Here is a 4,429-nt window from a genome sequence, read left to right on the forward strand (position 1 = left end):
TCAAGGGAGCAGACTTTTGTAATAAGATTTAATTCTGGTTCAATCAATAAAGCTTTTATCGTCCACCAAAAGCAATAGCTAATAGCTGATGGCTGTTTCGCTGCGCGACATGAAAAACGTAGTTCCGACCTAGGAGGCTAGCTGATGGCTGAATGCTTACAGAGAGACTCCTAACTCCTAAGCAGTAACCTAAATATTTGTAGTAAAGATTTATCAAACTGGTATTATACTTGATTCACTAGAGGATTTTATGTAACCTTTAATAATACAGTCTATAGTGCCGAATGTGGGCACAAAAGTTTTCTCAAATTGATTTGATGTTATCCTGTCAATTCATCTTTAACAAAGGATGTTGAGTTTTCTGACATAGTTTATGGTTTTGCAAGGGTGAGACGAAGGGACTTCCAAATCAACAAAAGATACAATTACCCTGAATTGAGGGAATAGTGAGTAGGAAAATTAGGTAGCGAAACTTTCAGGGTCTAGTTCAAAAATTGGATAATTTATTTTTTGCTATTCCCTAACTAAAGCTCACCTAAATTTTACTTTTAGCCCTCGAAATCTTGTTTTTAGGATACTTCACCAGTGTCTGATTGTTTCAGATAGGAACCTTTTTGATGAGGCAATTGAGAATTTGCCCCTCTAGGCAACATTTCCGCCTTCATTGCCTCCAACTGAGTCTCAATATCATTATCATCTCTTTCCAAAGATACAAACTCTTTCTCTAAACTATCAGTTCCTAACTCAGCCATCGCCTCAGACTTAGCCTCAAGCTGCATTATTTTCTCTTCCATCTGCTCAAAAGCACTCAGAGTATTACCAGTATTTACCGATCCTAAAATTTCATTCAGTTTTTCTGAAGCCCTAGCAGAACGTGCCCTAGCAATATACATATTCTTTTTTAATTTTGCTTCACTAATTTTCTGCTCCAACTGCCTCATATTTTGCTTCAGCTTTTCCACCACCTGTTTTTGCTGCTCCACCTGAACCTTCATCACGGTAGCTATTTCTTGGTATGACTTGCGTCTAGTAAGAGCTTCCCGCGCCAAATTTTCCTGGCCTTTTTGTAAAGCCAACTGCGCTCGTCTATACCATTCATCAGCAGTAGATTGAGCTTGGTAACATTGTCTTTCTGTGCCTTTTTGAGTAGCGATGGCCTGTGCCACTGCTTGGCGTAGTTTCACCAGGTCATTCTGCATATCTTTTACTGTCTGCTCCAGAACCTTCTCTGGATCTTCAGCACCAGAAACCAAAGTATTTATATTAGCCCGAATTATCCGCCAAAGGCGGTCAAAAATTCCCATCAAGACTCTCCATATTTATTATAATTTTTGCTCATAAAGTCTCCAGGAGTAATTCATTTTCGTGCTTTAGCTTTTATACTTATTGGAGACAGGAATAACTGGCGTTGGTGAATAAAAGTATTATTTTACAGTAGTTAGGAGTCAAGAGTTAGAAAGGAGATTTTTCTTTGTCCGGGTCAGTTAGAGGAAAAATACGTCTGATTTACACATTATAACCCTACGCATTAAGGTTAGGACATTTCTAAATCCTGTTTGCGCAGCATGACCTAGGAAAACCCTTTAAAAATTCCCTATTCCCTATTCCCTATTCCCTATTCCCTATTCCCTAGCGCGTAGCGCTATATAAATTTAGGAATTTCATACCTTATTTCACCAACACCAAATAACTATACTCTCCAGTCATTTCTTAATAATCCCTTTCTTCCCTTCCCTAATTAATAATTCTCAGGTTTCAACTTGTAATATTTGGCATCCAGTCCTTCTTGGCGTAATTCTTGAAGAAACATTTTTGCTCTTTCTGGTTCCCAAAATGCCCCCATCTGTATCTTCATGCCATTAGATGTTTCACGAATATAAGCATCTGAAATTATTTGCTGCGCTTTATACAAAGATTCTTCATTCACATAATCCAGAACAACATAATACCAACCATCATCTGATTTAATTGGGTTAGTTATTTGAGAACTACTAGAAATTTCTGGGGAAGGTTTAACTATTGGGGATGGAGTTGGAGAAGATAAAGTAACTACAGTAGATGGGGCAGACTGAGGCAATAAAGTAGTACTGAGATTATCCAGTTTTGCAGTTGCTTTATTAGATTGTGAAGTAGTATTAACACTTCCCGATATTGGTGGTGGTACTACAGGTTTGACTTTTGTCGTAGGGGATGGGAACTGACTAGGTTTAGGATTAACATTACTTAGAGTATTCAAATCTAAATCTACAAACTCTTGAGATGCCAAGTCAGGAGATTTCGGTAAAGGTTTCTCCTGCCTATCTTCAACATTATCAGTAGTAGTCTTATCTGTATTTGTTTGAGCAGAAGTACCTTTGAAAAAACGATCTAAACCAAGATTGCTGAGAACTGATGGGTGCTTTACAACATAGCCCAAAGTAGTACAAGAGATAAAGAACAGAAACATTGAAACTATTCCCAAGGGAGTCAACAAACTTGCTAAATAATTAGATTGGTTCTGATGACTTGATTTTAATTTATCTAAACTCTCTAGAAGTTTCTCTGAAGATTCCAGATAGTTATCTGGTGCTTTAGAATTATTGTCACTTAATTGAGATGTCTGTTTCTCACCATCATGATTTTCTACATCACCTTTTTTAGCCATGCTAATTTCTGTAGGGCTGGGAGGATCAATAGCCAATGGTGAAGCTTTCTTAGCAGAAGTATTAGATGTTTCAGAGTTTTCCAATAATGAGTCCATATCAGATAAAGACAATGAGGAGAGTGTTTGATCCTCCACTGGTAATAGAGACATTAATTCGGGTGTTTTATAAATTTGTTTATTAATATTTTTCTGAGAAACTTGCGACTTTTCTGTTTCCCTACGGTACTTGCGATATCTTGTTAGTTCTGCTTCTAGCTCTACATCCAAACTTTCCATGACAGCTTGCAAAGTCCGATTTAATTCTTGGGTAGAATTTTTAGTAGACTTAACTATCGAATTTTGACTCATTTAATAACTCCTGCTAGTTAATCATTAACTTGACCTAATATTCGATTCAATTAATATAGTAATCAAAGGTTAGCACAGTGGAACAAATGGTCACAAGGCTTATAGAATGCATTTGGGATCTATGGGATTTATTTAAAATTATAGATTGAGAGTAGGGGAGTGGGGGAGTGTGGAGAGATGGGGTGTATTAGATATTTCCCAAAATTTAATCATCAAATCAATTATTACCAATTTTTTATCAATTACTTCTCGACTTGGACCTATTTTCTGGAGATACGGTTAGAGCTTCTATAACATACAGACTTTATCCTAATAACTAACAGGAAGTGTTAATGCACTAGGCCAGACATATCTAATGCTGTCTGTAAAGTGCTGCTGTAGCTAACCGTAAGACTCAATATCAAAAGTTGAATCATTCTGTTAATTTATTACAAACAACAAAATTGCTTACCTAAATTTAATAAGGTATGGACGTAGTATCAAAAATTAGGTTCTCAAACTTCACAACGAACTTTGAAACGTGTCGATTTTGGTTTTCAACCCTCCCTACTACCTTGAGCTAGAGTTTATCAAATATGGATTTTCAGTCTCTCAATCATATTTTAGGCAATCTCAAAATTATGGAGCGATCGCCCCAACAACAACATTTTCTGAAGCTGACAGAATCTTGGGAACAAATTTTAGGAGTAATGGCTAGGGAAACCAAACCATTATACATTGAGCGACGTGTTTTATATGTAGCAACATCCAGTGCTGCCTTGTCTCAAGAACTTCGTTTCCTAGTTCCCCAACTTTTAGAAAAGCTAAACCACCTTTTGTCTATACCTCTAGATGATATTCGATTCTCTCCAGCTCGATGGCATAATCATTACCCTCTCAATCAATCACTCCAAAATGAAAAAAATGATTGGCAAAAGCATCCTAGCATGATTCCTCAGTTGAACCCACCATCCCTGGCCAACTCTACTCCCAAAAATCAAAATCCTCAGACCACCTTTCAAAATTGGGCGAAAGCTATAAAGAACCGTTCTCAGAGTTTACCCCTTTGTCCTCAATGCCAATCTCCTACTCCCCCTGGAGAAATCGAACGTTGGTCAGTCTGTGCAATTTGCGCCACTAAGCAGTGGTCATCGGGATAGAAGTAGGGAGTAGGGGAGGGGAAACAAGGTACTAATAACACTTCACTTTCAGAATCTCACAAAATGATGGTAGCTCTAGGTAATAGGGAAATGGCTACCCTCACTTCGGAAAACTTTTCAACCAAAGGGTTGACCAACGTTTTATTATTAAGGCTTGATCTGCGAGCGGTATTGAGTGAAATGGTATAACTTCTTCCAACTCCTGTAATACCATTTCTCAAAAACTTTTCTACATTTTATTGAGTAGGGTAGGGGGGGAGTAGGGGTAGGGACGTTGCATACAAAATCCCTACAGGAG

Annotated in this window: 3 protein-coding genes; 1 reads left to right on the forward strand and 2 read right to left on the reverse strand. The window is 37.7% G+C overall.

The window, feature by feature from the left end; genetic code table 11:
• Window positions 1-569 precede the first annotated feature (569 nt).
• A complete protein-coding gene (locus tag AFK68_RS08650; protein WP_094672382.1) occupies window positions 570-1,304 on the reverse strand; it encodes a PspA/IM30 family protein in 735 nt (244 codons plus the stop codon).
• A gap of 434 nt (window positions 1,305-1,738) precedes the next feature.
• Window positions 1,739-2,992, reverse strand: coding sequence for a hypothetical protein (locus AFK68_RS08655; protein WP_094672383.1), 1,254 nt, complete (start codon window positions 2,990-2,992; stop codon window positions 1,739-1,741).
• Between the two features lie 575 nt (window positions 2,993-3,567).
• Here AFK68_RS08655 and AFK68_RS08660 point away from each other — a divergent pair.
• On the forward strand, window positions 3,568-4,131 hold the full coding sequence (locus AFK68_RS08660) for a DciA family protein (RefSeq protein ID WP_094672384.1): 564 nt from the start codon (window positions 3,568-3,570) through the stop codon (window positions 4,129-4,131).
• The last annotated feature ends 298 nt before the right edge of the window (window positions 4,132-4,429 follow it).

It is taken from the genome of Hydrocoleum sp. CS-953, from assembly GCF_002260545.1.
Classification (GTDB): domain Bacteria; phylum Cyanobacteriota; class Cyanobacteriia; order Cyanobacteriales; family Microcoleaceae; genus Trichodesmium.

Coding starts and splice junctions, on each gene's coding strand:
- AFK68_RS08660 (WP_094672384.1), top strand. CDS start 3,568: ATGGATTTTCAGTCTCTCAATCATATTTTAGGCAATCTCAAAATTATG.
- AFK68_RS08650 (WP_094672382.1), bottom strand. CDS start 1,304: ATGGGAATTTTTGACCGCCTTTGGCGGATAATTCGGGCTAATATAAAT.
- AFK68_RS08655 (WP_094672383.1), bottom strand. CDS start 2,992: ATGAGTCAAAATTCGATAGTTAAGTCTACTAAAAATTCTACCCAAGAA.